This is a genomic window from Proteus columbae (assembly GCF_002777965.1).
In the GTDB taxonomy this organism is placed as follows: domain Bacteria; phylum Pseudomonadota; class Gammaproteobacteria; order Enterobacterales; family Enterobacteriaceae; genus Proteus; species Proteus columbae.
In genome coordinates, this window is the sequence record NZ_NGVR01000008.1 from 81,476 (window position 1) to 97,335 (window position 15,860).

The 15,860-nt window shown below is 38.0% G+C and carries 15 protein-coding genes; 5 read left to right on the top strand and 10 right to left on the bottom strand.

What is annotated here, in order from left to right; genetic code table 11:
- Window positions 1–3 precede the first annotated feature (3 nt).
- From arnT to CBE70_RS02700, 5 genes are all read left to right on the top strand, one after another.
- On the top strand, window positions 4–1,668 hold the full coding sequence (gene arnT, locus CBE70_RS02680; protein ID WP_100158100.1) for a lipid IV(A) 4-amino-4-deoxy-L-arabinosyltransferase: 1,665 nt from the start codon (window positions 4–6) through the stop codon (window positions 1,666–1,668).
- Window positions 1,668–2,009 carry a 4-amino-4-deoxy-L-arabinose-phosphoundecaprenol flippase subunit ArnE gene (gene arnE / locus CBE70_RS02685; RefSeq protein WP_100158101.1) on the top strand — a complete coding sequence of 114 codons (342 nt, stop codon included), beginning with the start codon at window positions 1,668–1,670 and terminating at the stop codon, window positions 2,007–2,009. Before arnT ends, arnE begins: the two co-directional genes overlap by 1 nt.
- Window positions 2,006–2,404 (top strand): 4-amino-4-deoxy-L-arabinose-phosphoundecaprenol flippase subunit ArnF, encoded by a 399-nt coding sequence (arnF, locus tag CBE70_RS02690; RefSeq protein ID WP_100158102.1) that lies wholly within the window; start codon window positions 2,006–2,008, stop codon window positions 2,402–2,404. The genes arnE and arnF overlap by 4 nt, the downstream gene beginning before the upstream one ends.
- 149 nt (window positions 2,405–2,553) lie before the next feature.
- Window positions 2,554–3,045: a C40 family peptidase gene (locus tag CBE70_RS02695; protein ID WP_036937364.1), complete on the top strand. Its 492-nt coding sequence runs from the start codon at window positions 2,554–2,556 to the stop codon at window positions 3,043–3,045.
- Window positions 3,046–3,122: 77 nt separating this feature from the next.
- Window positions 3,123–4,142: a lipoate--protein ligase A gene (locus CBE70_RS02700; RefSeq protein WP_100158103.1), complete on the top strand. Its 1,020-nt coding sequence runs from the start codon at window positions 3,123–3,125 to the stop codon at window positions 4,140–4,142.
- An 89-nt stretch (window positions 4,143–4,231) separates the two neighbouring features.
- Here the strand turns inward: CBE70_RS02700 and CBE70_RS02705 are convergent, their stop codons facing one another.
- From CBE70_RS02705 to ppsR, 10 genes are all read right to left on the bottom strand, one after another.
- A complete protein-coding gene (locus CBE70_RS02705) occupies window positions 4,232–4,600 on the bottom strand; it encodes a helix-turn-helix domain-containing protein (protein WP_069369334.1) in 369 nt (122 codons plus the stop codon).
- Window positions 4,601–5,125: 525 nt separating this feature from the next.
- Complete coding sequence (locus CBE70_RS02710) at window positions 5,126–5,920, bottom strand: heme ABC transporter ATP-binding protein (protein WP_100158104.1); 795 nt, start codon at window positions 5,918–5,920, stop codon at window positions 5,126–5,128.
- The gene (locus tag CBE70_RS02715; RefSeq protein WP_100158105.1) at window positions 5,917–6,921 is read right to left on the bottom strand and encodes a FecCD family ABC transporter permease; all 1,005 of its coding nucleotides are present in this window, start codon (window positions 6,919–6,921) and stop codon (window positions 5,917–5,919) included. Before CBE70_RS02715 ends, CBE70_RS02710 begins: the two co-directional genes overlap by 4 nt.
- Entirely contained in the window at window positions 6,921–7,736 is an 816-nt protein-coding gene (locus tag CBE70_RS02720) for a heme/hemin ABC transporter substrate-binding protein (protein ID WP_100158106.1), read from the bottom strand. The genes CBE70_RS02715 and CBE70_RS02720 overlap by 1 nt, the downstream gene beginning before the upstream one ends.
- A gap of 15 nt (window positions 7,737–7,751) precedes the next feature.
- Window positions 7,752–8,801 (bottom strand): hemin-degrading factor, encoded by a 1,050-nt coding sequence (locus CBE70_RS02725; protein WP_100158107.1) that lies wholly within the window; start codon window positions 8,799–8,801, stop codon window positions 7,752–7,754.
- Between the two features lie 35 nt (window positions 8,802–8,836).
- The gene (locus tag CBE70_RS02730) at window positions 8,837–10,783 is read right to left on the bottom strand and encodes a TonB-dependent hemoglobin/transferrin/lactoferrin family receptor (protein ID WP_408633996.1); all 1,947 of its coding nucleotides are present in this window, start codon (window positions 10,781–10,783) and stop codon (window positions 8,837–8,839) included.
- Window positions 10,784–10,934: 151 nt separating this feature from the next.
- Window positions 10,935–13,109, bottom strand: a complete 2,175-nt coding sequence (locus CBE70_RS02735) for a TonB-dependent receptor domain-containing protein (protein WP_100158109.1) — start codon at window positions 13,107–13,109, stop codon at window positions 10,935–10,937.
- An 81-nt stretch (window positions 13,110–13,190) separates the two neighbouring features.
- Window positions 13,191–13,352 carry a hemin uptake protein HemP gene (hemP, locus tag CBE70_RS02740; protein ID WP_408633990.1) on the bottom strand — a complete coding sequence of 54 codons (162 nt, stop codon included), beginning with the start codon at window positions 13,350–13,352 and terminating at the stop codon, window positions 13,191–13,193.
- A gap of 282 nt (window positions 13,353–13,634) precedes the next feature.
- Window positions 13,635–14,684: a 3-deoxy-7-phosphoheptulonate synthase gene (locus tag CBE70_RS02745; protein ID WP_100158111.1), complete on the bottom strand. Its 1,050-nt coding sequence runs from the start codon at window positions 14,682–14,684 to the stop codon at window positions 13,635–13,637.
- A 121-nt stretch (window positions 14,685–14,805) separates the two neighbouring features.
- Window positions 14,806–15,672, bottom strand: coding sequence for a posphoenolpyruvate synthetase regulatory kinase/phosphorylase PpsR (gene ppsR / locus CBE70_RS02750; protein WP_100158112.1), 867 nt, complete (start codon window positions 15,670–15,672; stop codon window positions 14,806–14,808).
- Window positions 15,673–15,860 lie beyond the last annotated feature (188 nt).

Below are 15,860 nucleotides of genomic sequence, written 5' to 3' on the forward strand. Positions count from 1 at the left end.
ACTATGTTGAATAACCGGGCGAGTAAAATCGGGGCCATCCTCTTGGCTCTTTTTTTTGTTCTTACCTACTTATTTCCATTGAACAGCCGGTTATTATGGCAACCAGATGAAACCCGTTATGCGGAAATTAGCCGTGAAATGGTGGTGAGCGGGAACTGGATTGTTCCTCATATGCTCGATATTCGCTATTTTGAGAAGCCCGTTGCAGGTTATTGGATCAATAATGTTAGCCAATTAATTTTTGGTCACACCAATTTTGCTGTACGTTTTGGCTCTGTTATTTCTATTCTCTTAAGCACATTACTTGTCTATTTATTGGCAAGAATGATGTGGCGTAACCGTCAAGTCGCTTTTGTTTCTAGTTTAATCTATTTATCCATGTTCTTAGTGTTTAGCGTAGGTACTTACAGTGTTTTAGATCCTATGTTGGCACTTTGGGTTACTGCGAGTATGGTTTGCTGTTTTTGGGCGCTTAAAGCTACCACAGTAAAAACACGAATATTAGCGTGGGTAACATTAGGGCTTGCATGTGGTATGGCATTTATGACCAAAGGGTTTTTAGCGTTAGCTATACCGGTCATTGTTATGATACCTATCACGCTGTATCAAAAACAATTTACGCAAATGTTGCTCTATGGCTTACTTGCCGTATTTAGTGCGGCATTAATTAGTTTGCCGTGGGCATTGGCTATTGCTAAAGCAGAGCCGGATTATTGGCATTACTTCTTCTGGGTTGAACATATTCAGCGTTTTTCGGGTGAAGATGCTCAACATAGTTCTCCATTTTGGTACTATATCCCAGTTGTCTTATTAGGTGTGATCCCTTGGCTCGGATTACTGCCGGGCGCATTAATGGGCGCTTGGAAGAAAAGACGTAAACGTCCTGAATTATTCTTCTTATTATGCTGGTTTGTTGTTCCGTTCTTATTTTTTAGTATTGCGAAGGGTAAGCTACCGACGTATATGCTGCCATTTATGGCACCACTAGCAATGCTAATGGCGAAATATGGCGTAGATTGCGCACGCAAATTTAGAATGAAAGCGCTGCGTATTAACGGTTATATCAACATCTTTATTGGTGTCGCTGTTGTTATCGCTATTTTAGTTATCCAGCTCGTTTCTTCAAAACCTATTTATATGCCATATGAATGGTCTAAATGGGTATTAGCTATAGTGGCATTTTCATTATGGGGCATTATTGGTTATCTTTGCTCTACACTTAATGGAAAACACTGGTTATGGGCGGCGTCTTGTTCACTAGGCGTAAGCTTATGTATCGGTCAGGCAATACCAAATAGCAGCGTGGATGGAAAATTACCTCAAGAATTTATTCGCCAAAATATAGAGACATTAAACGCAAGCAAATACATTGTGAGCAATAGTGTTGGTGTCGGCGCAGGATTAGCGTGGGAATTACAGCGTAGCGATATTTATCTTTATGAAAGAACAGGCGAATTAACTTATGGTGTTGAAGAGTATCCAGATTCTCAGCATAAATTAATTAAACCTGATAATTTTGCTCAGTGGTTAGAAGAAGCAAGAAAAGAAGGGAATGTTTCAGTAGTTATTACCTTTAAAGATCCTAAAAAATTAGCACAATTACCAAGACCTGAAGAGCTGGTGACAAATCATCGAGTTGCTATTTTAACTTATGAGAAGCGTAATTAATGTCATTTGTTTTATTGCTAATCGTGAGCTTTTTGACCTGTATAGGACAAGTATGTCAAAAACAAGCGGTGGTTAGCTGGCAAAGTGACTCATTAACAAAAGCCAGAAAAACGGTTTTCTGGCTTTTTGTTGCAATTGCTATGCTTGGTTTAGGAATGTTGTTTTGGCTCCGATTATTACAGCTCCTTCCTTTAAGTGTTGCTTACCCAATGTTGAGTATTAACTTTATTGTAGTGACCCTTATTGGCCAATTTGTTTATAAAGAGCCAGTTAATATCAAACATTGGGTTGGTATTGCGTCAATTATGATGGGTATTGTGTTAATGAGTATGCCGACATGAAGGGCTATCTATGGGCGGTAGGAAGTGCACTATTGGTAACGGTAGCTCAATTGTTGCTAAAGTTTGGCATGTCCGAATTACCCGCTTTACAGCTAGAAAAGCAGTGGTTTGATTTCTCATGGTTATGGGCAAATGTAACGCCACTCGCTATCGTATTTGCTGGCCTTATTGGTTATGTCCTTTCTATGGTTTGCTGGCTATTCACTTTACGTACTATTCCGTTAAATAAAGCCTATCCGCTGATCAGCTTGAGTTATGTGTTCGTTTATATTCTTGCAGTAATATTACCTTGGTTTCAAGAAACACCATCATGGACAAAAACAGTGGGTGTCGCATTTATCATGATTGGTGTGTGGTTAATAAGCCAAAAAACGAAAGAAGCACAAACACACTAACTTAATGATTGTAGAGTTTATCTTCTACTCCCCGTTGTTAATTGTGCGATTTATACTATCAATCATCACTCATTCATCTTCAATAACTTGTTTTTGCTTAAAAAAGCAGATAGATTTTAAAATCTATGGTAACAATAAGGGTGGATGTAATGAGAAAGTCTGTTTTTTATCCTTTCTTACTCTGTATTATTCTACTGGCTGGATGTTCATCTAGCCCGTCTAAGCGCATTCCACCAGCGCCTCCCTTAAAAACCCAACTTTCCGATCCCATCATGGTTATAGTGCAATTAAAATCGCAACTTGAGCAATGGTATGGTACGCCATACAGCTATGGTGGAATGACGCCTTCCGGCATTGATTGTTCAGGTTTTGTGTATAAAACTTACAGTGATCGCTTTGATATAAAGCTTCCTCGAATGACCATTGATCAAACCAAATATGGTACACAAATCAGTAAAAGTGATTTAATGCCAGGTGATTTAGTTTTCTTCAAAACTGGTGGTGGTGAAAATGGGCTTCATGTCGGTATTTATGATACTGATAACACATTTATCCATGCATCAACTAGCAAAGGGGTAACTCGTTCATCCCTTGATAATGTCTATTGGAAAAAGACATTTTGGCAAGCTCGCCGATTGTAGTTTCGTGCCATTTAACAGCCGAATATATTGAGAGTTATGGTATCTTATACCTTATTTTCTTCATATAGGTATTCCTTATGTCAGGCAAATTGCGTCTGTTAATTTCCGAGTCTTATGATCCTTGGTTTAACCTTGCTGTTGAAGAGTGTATTTTTAGACAAATGCCCGCTGATCAACGCGTACTTTTTCTTTGGCGTAACGATAATACGGTAGTTATTGGTCGAGCACAGAATCCGTGGAAAGAGTGTAATACCCGTAAAATGGATGAAGATGGTGTGAAATTAGCTCGCCGCTCAAGTGGTGGTGGTGCGGTTTTCCATGATCTTGGCAATACCTGTTTTACCTTTATGGCAGGAAAGCCAGAATATAATAAAACGATTTCAACTCAAATTATTCTTGATGGATTATTAAAAGCGGGTATTAATGCTACGGCATCAGGACGTAACGATTTAGTGGTTCCCCAAGATGATGGTGAAAGAAAGGTTTCTGGATCAGCCTATAAAGAGACGAAAGATCGTGGTTTTCATCATGGTACATTATTAATAAATGCTAACTTATCTAGATTAGCTAATTACCTCAATCCAGATCCGAAAAAACTTCAAGCTAAAGGTATCACTTCTGTACGCTCCCGAGTGGCTAATTTGGTCGAACTCAAACCTAATATTACCCATGAAAAACTTTGTGAAACTATCACTGAAAGCTTTTTTGAATACTATGGTGAACGAGTAGAAGCAGAGATTATTTCACCGCAAAAATTACCTGATTTACCCGGTTTTGAAGAAACGTTCACTAAACAAAGTAGTTGGGAATGGAATTTTGGGCAAGCGCCTGCATTTTCACATCTTTTAGATAATCGTTTTAAATGGGGGGGAGTTGAGCTGCATTTTGATATTGAGCGTGGCAATGTTATTAGAAGCCAAATATATACAGACAGTTTAGATCCTGCACCATTAGAAGCGTTATCAGAGATGTTGGTAGGGCAGCGTTATACACCAGAGTCTCTAAAAGGGCTGATTGAGCAACTCATTCAGCGTTATCCTAATAATAAAATAGAGCTTAATGAGCTTCAAGAATGGCTTGTGACAGCGATAGCGTAATTTTTATTAACGTTAGAAAATAATAAAAAAACAAAAACCAGCTAAAAAAGCTGGTTTTTTTCATGAAGAATAATGTGATGCGAAATTGATTAGTGATTTTCACATGACATAAAGCAATGAGTGTCTGGCATTTTGCCATTTTCTCTAAATTTAGCGGGTGTAGTATTGAAATGCTTTTTAAAGATACGAGTAAATGTTGCTTGAGAGCTAAAGCCATACATTAAAGCGATATCTAAAATAGACATATCTTTTTCTTGTAATGATTTAGCTGCTTCTAATAAGCGACGTTTGCGAACATATTCGCCTAATGTGCAGCCTTTAAAATCTTTAAAGATGCGTTGCAAGTGCCACTTCGAGTAGCCGCTTTTATTTGCAATCGTATCGATTTTTATACCTTCGTTACGTTGTAACTGGGTTTCTAACCATTTCAGAATATCATTAACGACATTTTCAGCCATAAAACCTCCCACAAAAATGGTGGGGACACAGTGCCCAAGTAAATAGAATAGTAACGTATGTTATTTATAATCTATTTTAAGCATGGGGAAAATAACAGGTAGGCAAAAAGTGCTTTTCGTGATTGATAATCATTATCACAACGATAGGTGAGGCTTATGTAGTTTAGGTAAGGTTCAGTTTACTGAATCTTTCTGATTAAAAATGTTATTTTGTATGACTTTTACTTTGTTGAATTTATTGATTTATTTTTTCAACTTAATGCTTCTGTTATACCTTCTATTTTTGGCTTTGTTATGTTTTTTTGTGCGAAATAAAAGCTAATCATTGATTAAGGTGTATTTAAAAGTCAATTTATTTGATTGGGTGTCGAAAAATAAAAATAAGATTTATTAATCAATTGATGTGGCTTACCTTCACCATTTTATTTTCAATTGATAAGTTTATTGATAATAAATTAACTAAGCCACCTTTTAGAAAGTAATGCTAAAAGGTGGCTTGGTAACAAAAATTTAGATTGTGTTCTTTTAGGGGCGTAAAAAAACTTGAGGATATAAATGTTCTGGATGAGTATTAACACTCACATCTGCGCCATACCATTTTTGTATATTTTCTGTTGTGAGTACACTGTGTGGTGTACCTTCACAAACTAGCTTTCCTTGATGTAGTAATAAAATTCTATCGGCATAAAGAGACGCTAAATTAAGATCATGCAAAACACAACACACCATAAGATTCTGCGTTTTTGCCAATTGTTTTAATAAACGTAAGCTGTGTTGCTGGTGGTAAAGATCAAGCGCGGAGGTCGGTTCATCAAGGAACAATACGGCTTCTTGTGGTGTGGGGTGCCATAATTGCGCTAACACTCTAGCAAGTTGTACTCGTTGTTGTTCTCCTCCCGATAATTGACGATAGTCTCTATCTTTAAATTTTAAACAATCTGTTTGGAGTAGTGCGGTTTCAATTGCAATTTTTTTGTGTTGCTGCCCATGAGGTGTTCTTCCCATGGCAACCACTTCTTCGACTGAGAATGAAAATGAGAGCTGACTATTTTGTCGCATAACGGCACGGTTTTGCGCTAATTGTTGGCTATTCCATTGTGAATAGTTTTTTTGTTTAAAATAACATTGACCTTGTGTTGGTGTTGTATAGCCTGTTAATAAGCGTAATAACGACGATTTTCCTGCACCATTAGGACCAATAATGGTAACTAACTCCCCAGCATTAAATGAAAGTGACACATCATCAATAATCACCTTATTGCCAATTTGGTAAGTTAAATTATTTCCATAGAGTAATGGCGTATTCTGTTTCTCAATCATGACATTCTTCCTGCGGGTTGTCGTAAGATCAGCCAAAGGAAATAAGGACCACCAATTAATCCTGTAATGAGCCCCACAGGAATTTCTGCTGGAGATACCAGTGTTCGTGATAATGTGTCAGCAGCGAGTAATAGTGTTGCACCACCTAAAATAGTGGCAGGTAATAGCCATACATGATTACTACCAATACGCATACGGATAAGGTGCGGGACGACAAGTCCAATAAATCCAATAACACCGCTCAGTGCGACAGCACAGCCAATTAAAATGGCGCTAAGAAGTAACAAAATGAATTTAGTTCTTCTTACATTTAGTCCTAAGTAATGCGCTTCTTCATCGCCAAGTTGTAATAGGTTTAGTTTATGGCTTTGCCAACATGCCAAAATACTGACAGGAATGATCACAAGGGTAGCAATAGATAAGGTTTTCCAGTCAATCTGGCTTAATGAACCCATCATCCAAAGTGAGAATTGACGTAATTGTTGGTCGGTACTGATGTAACTTAATACACCAATAAACGACATACATAGCGCATTGATAGCAATGCCAGCAAGCAATAATCGCGCTAAACTACCATCACTCAATTGATGCAATGAGAAGATAATCATTGCCACAATTAAACCGCCAATAAAGGCGGCGACGATATGACTGTAGAATGCAAAGGCTGGCGAAAAAGAGAACGGTAGAATAATCACAATGGCAACCATTAATGCTGCACCGCTACTAATACCAAGTAAACCAGGATCAGCTAATGAGTTTCTAAATAATCCCTGCATTATTGCCCCTGATATTGCTAACGCGCCTCCCACAAGAATGGCTAATAATACGCGAGGTAGGCGGATATCTAGCCAAATTTGCCATTCCATATCATCAAAAGAGCTATTCCATAATGTATGAAACGAAAGGGCTAATGCACCGCTATTCACAGAAATTAATGTAACAGTGGTGAGTAAAAAGAGTAAAACTAAAATACTCATCCACGGTGAACGAAAACGAGACATTATTGCTCCAACGCTTGACGAATTTGATGCATGACTTCTGGTGTTGAAAGGGTAAAGCCTAATAATCCCATGTCATCAACAACAACATAATGCTTGTTTTTACCCGCTGGTGTGTATTTTATGCCGGGTAATTCCCACAGTTTTTCAATTCCGCCAATACCTTTAATACCTTCTTTGGTTACTAGCAAAATATCAGGTTGGCTTGCAATAACACCTTCTTGAGAAAGTGGACGATAGCTTGTAAAACCTTGCATGGCATTTTTACCACCAACTAGTGAAATAATGGTGTCTGCAGCTGTATCTTGACCCGCTGCCATTGGAACAACACCACCATGACTCATGATATAAATGATTTTCTTATCGATAGGAGTGGTTGAAATTTGCTTGATAGATAAGGCGAGTTTCTCTTTTAGAACATTGCCTTCTTGTTCTTTATTTAAAACAGTCGCAATGGTGTCTATTTTTTCATTAATGGCTTCTAATGAATGTGTACCTGTAATCGTTTTAACAGCAACTCCTGCCTCTTTAATACGACGTAATGCTAAAGAAGGGCGAGCAAGTTCACTAGTAATGATCAACGTTGGTTTGACAGATAAGATCCCCTCTGGATTTAACATTCGCATATAACCCACATCAGGAAGTGTTTTCACTTGTTCAGGAACTAAACTGGTGCTGTCTCTTGCAATAATCTGCTCGCCTGCACCTAATGCGAAAACAATTTCTGTAATATCGCCACCAATAGTAACGATACGTTCATTGGCAGAAGTGATGGATGACATGACACTACACAGGATCAAAAGAAGCCATTTTTTCATTAAATCATTCTCCGATTAGGCGATTTTAGTGAGGGTATTCACTTGTTCACGCCACTGTAGTTGCTCAGCAGTACCTTCAGTGCGTTGTCCATAGAGTTGAGCAATTTGCTGTCCTTTGTTATCAAAGATTTCAAGGCTGGTAACAAACCCATCTTGAGTTGGTTTACGTGTTACCCAACTTTCTGCAATTTCACTTTCAATTAAATGAAGTGTAAAAGCAGGATTGAAAACGTTAATCCAAACTTGCTCGCTATTTTCAAATTGGTGCGGTACTAAACGATCAATTTGGCCTGTGAAAATTTGTACACAACCACGGCTACCGACAAATATCATGATCTCGTTTTGTGCTTCTTTAGCGAGCTCTAATAAGGTTTTCAGTGCGTTGTTATCAACTTGATAAGCAAGGTCATCAGGAACAGCTTTGAATGCTTGTTGACGACTTAAATTATTTTCTTTTAGTAATTTGAAGAATTGGTGAACATCAGTCATTGAACGCCATTGTTGTTCGAGTTGTTCCGCTAATTCATTACTAACAGGTGTGTTTGAGAATGGTTCAACAGGAGTGATATCCAGAGCAGGATTTTCTTCCAATAAGAATGATTGAATAAGTGCATCCCATTCATCCATATTCGTGTTATCTGTCGTATAGACTTTATGTAATGCATCACCATGCATATCAAAGAATTGAATGCTATAACGCGTTCCTTTTGATGTTTCTTCGGCAAGTGCAAAAATACTTGACCAATAAGCGAAGAAAAAGCGTAAATCCATTGCACGCGGATTCAAGATTAAACCTGCGTGATCGTTAAAGCGGGCATTTGTGTATTCACCAAGGTGCTCATGAACTGCAATATCATTACGAGTAATCGCTTTGACTTCACCTACTTTACTTAATGCTTTTAATAATTCTTGTACATCATTGCGTAGACGCTTTACATCGTGACCTACACGGGCATGAGTGAGTTCGGCTTCACTGACATTTAAGTAAGTAGCGAGATCTCGTGCATACGATGCTTTTTTGTCCGCTTTAGCTTGCAGGTAGCTCTCATAAAGAGGTTTATTCACAGAAACTCCTATTATATCGTTGATTTTATTGTTAATTACCACTGATAACTCACAAGTACTTTTGCATTTCGACCTTCTTGAGGAATACCAGCAGAAGAGTAATAAGTTTTATCAAATGCGTTACTCAGTACAAACGAGGTTGTTAGCCCCTTTAATGAGGCATTACCTTCATAACGAAGGTAAAAATCATTAACGCCATAACCTGCTTGTTGGCGATTGGTTGGGCGATTAAAACGGTCATGTTTGGTAAAGTCCGTTTTTTTGGTAAATTGACTGACCCAACCCACAGAAAAATCGGTACTTGGTACAGGAACATCAAAGCGACTGGTTAATGTATCTGGCTCAATTGAGGTAATTGAGGCGTTAGTCGCATTATCTTTCCCTTTGGTATGGTTGTAGGCTAAATCCCAATTGAAGAATTTCGATTGGTAGCTCATAGAAACATCCCATCCCCAAATAGTTGCTCTTGAAATATTAGTTGATTGTGTATATCCCTGAAAAATAGCAACATCTGCATCAATATAATCTTTTGCGCGAGTATTGAAATGGGCAGCTTTAATTTTCAGATTATCATTATTAGATAATAAGTCGTCGAATTGAAAACCAAATCCATATTCAGTGGTTGAATTGGTTTCAGGCTTTAAATTAGGATTTGGACGCCAATAGTTTGTTGGTGCGCCAGGGAAAGGGGCATCAAAATGTTTCGCATCGTTATACATCTCACCTAAAGTTGGTGCTCTAAATGCCTGTGAGTAAGAGGTATAAAGCATTGACCAATCAGTTGGTGTGATACTAATCGCTCCTTTTGATGACCATTTATCCGCAGTAATGTCATCATAACGATCGTTTTGGCTCTTATATTTGTCAAAACGCGTTCCTAAAATTAGGGAGACAGGTAAATCACGTAAAGTGACTTCATCTTGCACCCAACCGGACATAAAACGGATATCGGCTTGTGGGAAGCTTTCTGTATTTTGGCTTGGTGATTGTTTTTGTTTATAAACCTCGCCACCATAAGTCAATCCATGTGATGCAAAGCTGTATGTACCCACTTGCGAGCGGTTTTCTAGTTTTACGCCATAGGTTTTTTGCTCTCGACCTTCAAATCCTTTTTGTACCGTTTTGGCATTGATATCAACTTCACTGTAATAAGCTTGTGTTTTCAAATTAATCCATTGTGAGTCTGAAGGATCAAATTGATAGGTTAACTGAACATCTTTTTGTGTCGTGGTGCGATCAGTTTCTACATTAGCAAGTGTAGGATTTGAGGGAACCTGAGGGTTTTTAGGTTGATTTGTATTGTTATGGTAATAGCGGAATTGTCCACTTAATGTGTTGCTATCATCAATTAGCCAGCGCCCTTTAGAAAGGAGATTAATAATGGTTTCGTCATTTTGAGCGCGATAACCACCACCATAACGGGTATCTCCTTTATCACGGGCTGATAATGCGACGAGTCCATCAAGGTTATCATGTCGACCAAAAGCCGTAACACCCAAACCTTGGCTATGCTGAGCGGTATTACCAAGACCAGTAACTCGAACACCACCTTGTTCGTTTTTTGAAAGCAAATCGGTTGCATCAACCGTATCGTAAGCAATAACACCGCCAAGGGCACCACTACCATATAAAAGAGCAGAAGGACCTCGAATCACTTCAACTTGTTTTATAAGCAGAGGATCAACAAAAATACTGTCGATATGACCGGTGTCTGTTCCTTGGCGAACGCCATCTACAAGTGTCAGTATTCCATTCTTACTGTATCCACGCATACTGATGGTTTCACCATTAGTACGACCTGCGCCTGAAATTGAAATGCCAGGCACATGGCGAAGTAATTCAGAAGCACTTCCTGCAGTTTCTGACAACGCATTGTTATTTTTTATAACCGTTGACATCATCGGTAATGTAAAGCTATCTCGCTCATTACCCGTCGCATAAACTGTAAGCACTTCTGTTTTTTTTTTCTCACTAGTTTGCATCTTCTCTTGTGCAGATACACAAGCAGAAGAAACTGCAATTGCCAGCAAACTGAATTTAATCAATAGGGATGACTGAGACATGCAGATGGATCTCCGTTATTTAATGGGCTGTTAAATACAGCCCTTTGTTATGTAAATTATTGCTCCTCATCTACCAGCGATAACTGATGGACATTTTGATATTTCTACCTTCTTGTGGCACACCTAATGCTGAGAAATATTCCCGATTAAACGCATTGGCGAGCACTAATGCGGCTTGAATATCTTTATTGTTTTGCGATTGATAACTGATTGAAAAATCGTGAATACCATAGCCCGGATATTGAGTAATAAGCTCTTGCATTCGATTTGTGGTTTTACCTTTCACATGAGGCGCTTGTCCGCGATGTGTGCCTTTATTCGCGGTAGTACCAGCGAATTTTCCTGACCACCCTAATGAGAATGGGGTTTTAGCGACAGGAAGTTGAATAAAGGTCGTCAGTATTTCAGGGCGAACCGGCGAAATGGTTTCATGTGTGGTTAACTCTAGGGTATGAGTACGGTTATAACTTAAGCCTAGAGAAATTAATGGGTGTGAATAACGCAGACTAAGATCAATACCTTCAATCATTGCGTTGGGAATATTAAATGCTTGGAGATTTAATTTACCCGCAAATGAACTTGAATGCCAAGGACCATAAGTAATGTAATCCTTTGATTTAGTATCAAAATAAGCGGCTTTTAAAATGAGTTTATCTTGTTGTGATAAAAGCTGTTTAAATGAGAAATCAGCGCCATATTCCCAAGTGCTATTTCTTTCAGGTTTTAAGTTTGGATTAGGCACCCAATGCGCATTAAAAAAACCCGCTTTAAAATGGAATGAATCATTAAACATTTCATTTAAAGTTGGCGCACGAAACGCAGTTGAATAGGTAGAATAAAGTTGTAACCAACGTGTTGGTGTGAAGGCTAACGTGATATTTTCAGTTGTTCCTCGATAACTCGATGTGTGTTTTTCTGCTTGTAATGTTTTAGCCGAAAATTTACTGAAGAAAGGATCAAGCCCTTCACCAGGTATATTTTTGTAATAGTGATAACGTATACCCGTTGTGAGTGTGAGAGGGAGTGATGGTGTACTGAGAGAGCTTTGCAACCAACCTGCGATATAATTCATTTTCGCTAAAGGAAAGTTTTTTGCTTGTTCATTTGACCGCATTTTCTGCTGATAAGCTTCGGTGCCAACAATCACAGATTGATTGAATGTATCAAACCAATGGATATTGGCACTATCTTCAAATTTAAGTCCGTAAGTCGATTGTGTACGTGCCTCGTATGTACCAACTTTACCTTGGATATTATTTTTTAATTCAGTGTGAGTGAGCTTTGTATCTGTTAAAAATGTTTGGTTAATATCAAACTGTGAATAGTAAAGATAAGTGGTTAAATCTAACCATGAGTTTGTATCAGAAACATAGTGGTGAGTGAGCGCATAATTTTTTTGCTGAGTGTCGCGCTGCATCTGGTTACTTTCATTTTTGCCAAATCCGCCCATTCGATGCAGTACTTCTCGTTGTTCACCTGAATTATCATAATGACGAGCTGAAATAATAAGTGTTTGATTTTCAGTTGGATAAAAATAGGCTTTTGCAAAGAAATTTTTAATATGCTCGTGGTTTTCTAATTTATCACCATTAGCAAGACGAATAGGACCACGTTGACGTTGGCTATACGCAAATAAACCTTCTGCAATATCGTGTCTGGCTGCAATAATGCCACCATAAGAAAAATGGCGATCTGCTGATGAAACTGAGCTAAATAGTTTTGCGCCTAATTTTTTATCCGTACCTAATATGGAGCGAGGATCAAGAGTATTAAATGCGACAACTCCTCCCATAGCACCTGCACCATGCAAAGTGGATGCGGAGCCATGTTTTACATCAACACGTCGAATTAAAGAGGGATCAAGAAAGATACCACCTAAATTATTTATGGTGTTCTCTAGTGGTTGATAAATACCATCAACGAGGATCTTGATACCTTTTTGGTCGTATCCTCGCATCAAAATATTCGTGCCATTCGTGATACCGGTTCCTGATAACGTCACACCAGCAACATCTTTTAATATTTCACCAGTAGTTGATGCGGTTTGTGTTTTAGCCGAAGAAGTATCAATAACAGAGTGAAAGTCTGAGGATCGATTATCGTTATAGCCAATAACAGTAAGGGAGTCCGTTCCTGTATTTTCGAGGTGTGCAGAGGCAATAGGGGAATACAGCAGACAAAGTGCCGTTGCTATACTTGAATATTTGAAATGTTTTTTCAGCATACACATACCATAAATATCCATAAAAAGTCCTTGTATATGGAGTTATTTAGCTGGCTGCCTAGCTGAGTCGATAGGTGGCTTGCACGTTATTGTCAAAAAAGATTATTTAGTCAGGATCAGTTTTCCTGCTTTAGTTTGGCGTAGTTGATACAACTCTCCGTTATGTTGAATGTAAACCACGCCATCTTTGCCTAATAATTCAATGCTATTAATAGACTGAATTATTGAAGAATGAGGGTTCTGTCTGATTAAAGAACTATCCAAATTATTAGCTTTTTTATTCATAATACACTAAGAGTAATAAGCGTTATCATTATGATAATCATTATCGTTAACAAAAGTGTTTAGACAAGCTTTTTTTAACGTAAATAAGTAAATTTAAGTCATATTGTGAGTAATAAATAGGTAGGTGATGAAATTTAAAACAATGGAATAAAATAGGCTGATATTTTACCTGAATATAAAGTCAGAAAGAGGGAGGATCAGGAGGAAGATAATGAATATAAAAGATAAAAGGGGATAAGGATTATCCCCTTAAAAATAAGGCTATTGAAATCGACTCTCAACGGCTTGTGCTAATAATTCAAGAAGTTGTTCTGTGTCATTCCAGCTTAAACAAGGATCGGTGATAGATTGTCCATAATTAAGTGGTTTATTTTGCACAACTTTTTGTGAGCCTTCTTGTAAAAAGCTTTCAGCCATCACGCCAACAATCGCTTGTGAGCCATCTTTAATTTGTTGACCCACATTTCTGGCTACTTCTAATTGACGACGATGAATTTTTTCACAGTTACCATGGCTAAAATCGATAATAAGATGCTCCGGTAAATCCACTTGTTTTAGTGCATCAACCGCGTCAGCAATATCGCTTGCGTGATAATTCGGTTTTTTACCTCCACGCAGAATAATATGACCATAAGGATTACCACTGGTTTGGTAAATTGTCATACGACCATTTTTATCTGGAGATAAGAAGGTATGACCAACACGAGCGGCACGAATAGCATCAATTGCAATACGGGTATTGCCATCAGTGCCATTTTTAAAGCCAACAGGGCAAGAAAGTGCAGAAGCCATTTCACGGTGAACTTGGCTTTCAGTCGTTCTAGCACCAATGGCGCCCCAACTAATTAAATCTGCAATATATTGGCCTGTGACCATATCGAGAAATTCAGTTGCAGTGGGTAAACCTAACGCATTTATTTCAATTAATAGCTTTCTTGCAAGGCGAATACCTTCGTTGACGTTGCAAGAGTTATCAAGGTAAGGATCAGAAATTAAACCTTTCCAGCCAATAACTGTTCTCGGTTTTTCAAAGTAAGTTCTCATGACGATTTCTAAGCGGTCATGATAACGTTCTTTTAGCTGATTAAGCTTAGTGGCGTACTCTTTGGCAGCTTTAGGATCATGAATAGAGCAAGGTCCTACAATCACTAATAGTCGCTTGTTTTCGCCGGTAAGGATCGCTTCAATTCGTTTACGTGCTGATGTGATATTTTGGATTATCTCATCAGAAATGGGGAACTCTTTTGCTAAGGTTTCTGGTGTTACCAGACTGTCTAGCACCTTAGTCCGTAGTTCGTCTGTCTTTAACATAATTCATCTCAATAAATATACAGGGTAAGTCTACCCAGTGATTAAGATCACAATAAACGAAATTCAGCTAATTTCAACAGCGTTCACAGAGAAAAACGAATAAAAAAGTCGCCATAAAGGGTTAAAACATTCTTCTTGCTAATCCCATAGAATCAATTACCTTGGTTGAAATTTCTTCAACAGAATAATTCGTGGTGTTGAGATAAGGAATATTGTTTTTTCTAAAAAGTGCTTCTACTTCAGCCAATTCAATTCTGCATTGGCGAATCGATGCATAACGGCTATTCTCGCGACGTTCACCACGAATAGCAGCAAGACGTTCTGGCGCAATGGTTAAGCCAAATAATTTATGCTGATACTCTTTTAGTTCCGCGGGTAGTTTTAAGAAATCCATATCATCCGCAGTAAATGGATAGTTGGCAGCTTGAATACCAAATTGCATTGCTAAATAGAGGCTGGTGGGGGTTTTTCCGCAACGAGAAACACCGATTAAGATCACTTGTGCTTGGTCGAGATTACGTAATGATATGCCATCATCATGAGAAAGGGTGTATTCGATGGCGGCAATACGAGCATCGTATTTACTAAGATTTTTTTCAGTCAATCCATGAGTTTTATTTAATTTTGGTGATGCTTCGATCCCCACTTCTTTTTCAAGTGGTATTACGAGAGATTGCACAATATCCTGACAAAAACCTTCACTGCTATTTATTATCTGTTTAACTTCAGGGCTGATAATAGAATAAAAAACAAGGGGTTTAGCGCCACTCTTTTTATAAATTTCAGAGATTTTCTGTTTTATTTCTTCAGCTCTTTCCACAGTAGAAACAAAAGGTAATGTATAACTTTTCATTTTTAATGGAAATTGAGAAAGTACCGCATGGCCTAATACTTCAGCCGTAATCGCTGTACCATCAGAGATAAAAAAGACTGTTCTATCAATGGGTTCATTATTATCACAATTAATAGAATTCAAGCTTAATATCATAACGCTCACCTTTTTTTAGCTGAATTAGCAAATCAAACAATATTATCTAAAGCATTTTTAGTGATTATAAAGGATAAAAAAATAAAGTTTTCTGGTTGATCGATTCACCTTTCTATATTCAGCATCACATTGTGATACGCTTATTTACGTTGTCATTTTGACAGCGGGTTTTTCTTTTTTTCTCTCTC